At 68.8% G+C, this 1,600-nt stretch carries 1 protein-coding gene; it reads left to right on the top strand.

The genetic code is table 11. The annotated features are described in order from the left end of the window. Positions 1-1,600, top strand: a 1,600-nt coding sequence (locus ACFWXC_RS53020; protein ID WP_384491549.1) for a condensation domain-containing protein, incomplete at both ends; no start/stop codon positions are given.

A 1,600-nucleotide genomic window follows, 5' to 3' on the forward strand; every position in this document is an offset into this window, starting at 1 on the left:
GGTCCGGAGACGGTGGCCGAGGAGATCGTGTGCCAGGCGTTCGCCGAGGTCCTTGGCCTGGAACGGGTCGGCGCGGACGACAACTTCTTCGAACTGGGCGGTCACTCCCTGCTGGCCGTCTCGCTGCTGCAGCTCCTGCGCGAGCGAGGGTTCGGAGTGTCGGTACGGGCACTCTTCGAGGCGCCTACCCCGGCGGCCTTGGCAGCGGCCGGATCTGTCGCGGAGGTGGAGGTACCGCCGAACGGGATCCCCCAGGACGCACAGGTGATCAAGCCGGAGATGCTGCCGTTGGTGGAGCTCACGCGCTCCCAGATCGGCCTGATCTGTGAGGCGGTACCCGGCGGTGCGAGCAATGTGGCGGACGTGTATCCGCTCGCCCCGCTGCAGGAGGGCATCTTCTTCCACCACCTGCTGGCCAGGCCGGGTGAGGCGGACGTGTACCTGACGCCGACGGTGGTGGCCTTCGACGGCCGTGAACGGTTGGACGCATTCCTGGCCGCGCTGCAACGAGTGGTGGACCGGCACGACATTCACCGCACGGCCCTGGTCTGGGAGGGGCTGCCCGAGCCGGTTCAGGTGGTGTGGCGGTCCGCGGTCGTCCCCGTCACAGAAACAACGCTGCCGGAGGGGGTGCACGGACAGGAAGCAACCAGGCACCTGCTGAACGTGGCCGGGTCATGGCTGGATCTACGTCAGGCGCCGTTGCTGCGGGTGCATGTGGCGCAGGAGCCGGACAGCGACCGGTGGCTTGCGTTGGTGCAGGTGCATCATCTGCTCCAGGACCACACGGCGTTGGACGTGGTCATGGGTGAGGTCGCGGCGTTCATGGCCGGTCGTGGGGATGAGTTGCCGGCTCCGCTGCCGTTCCGTGACTTCGTCGCCCAGGCCCGGCTGAGTGTTCCCCGTGAGAAGCACGAGGAGTACTTCACCGGTCTCCTCGGGGACGTCACGGAACCGACTCTGCCCTTCGGGCTGTTGGACGCCCGCGGCGATGGTTCCGGAATGCGGCGGGCGCGGTCGGTGATGGACGAGGGGCTGGCGGAACGGGTGCGGGAGCGGGCGCGCGTGCTGGGGGTGAGTCCGGCGACGCTGTTCCATGTGGCGTGGGCGCGGGTGCTGGCGAGTCTGTCCGGCCGCGGTGACGTGGTGTTCGGGACCGTACTACTGGGCCGGATGTCCGCCGGGCGAGGGGCGGAACGCATCCCCGGCCCGTTCATGAACACCCTGCCGGTACGGGTGGACGTCGCGGACCTGGACGTCGTCGGTGCCGTGAAGGCGATGCAGTCCCAGCTGGCCGGCCTGCTCGTGCACGAGCACGCACCCCTGGCACTCGCCCAGAAAGCCAGCAACGTCCCACCGCAGACTCCCCTGTTCACCTCCCTGCTCAACTACCGCCACAGCGGCGGCCCTCGCCGGAACGGCGGAAGGCCCGGTCACGAGGAAGCGGCCGGGAACAAGGGCACCGGCGAACGCCCCGGGATGCAGCTGCTGTTCAGCTGGGATCGGACGAACTATCCGGTGACGGTGTCGGTCGATGACTCCGGGTCGGGGTTCTGGGTGAGTGCTGATGCTGTTGCTCCGGGGGATCCGGAGTTGGTGT

Origin of the sequence: Streptomyces sp. NPDC058683 (genome assembly GCF_042716195.1) — a bacterium.
Taxonomy (GTDB): domain Bacteria; phylum Actinomycetota; class Actinomycetes; order Streptomycetales; family Streptomycetaceae; genus Streptomyces.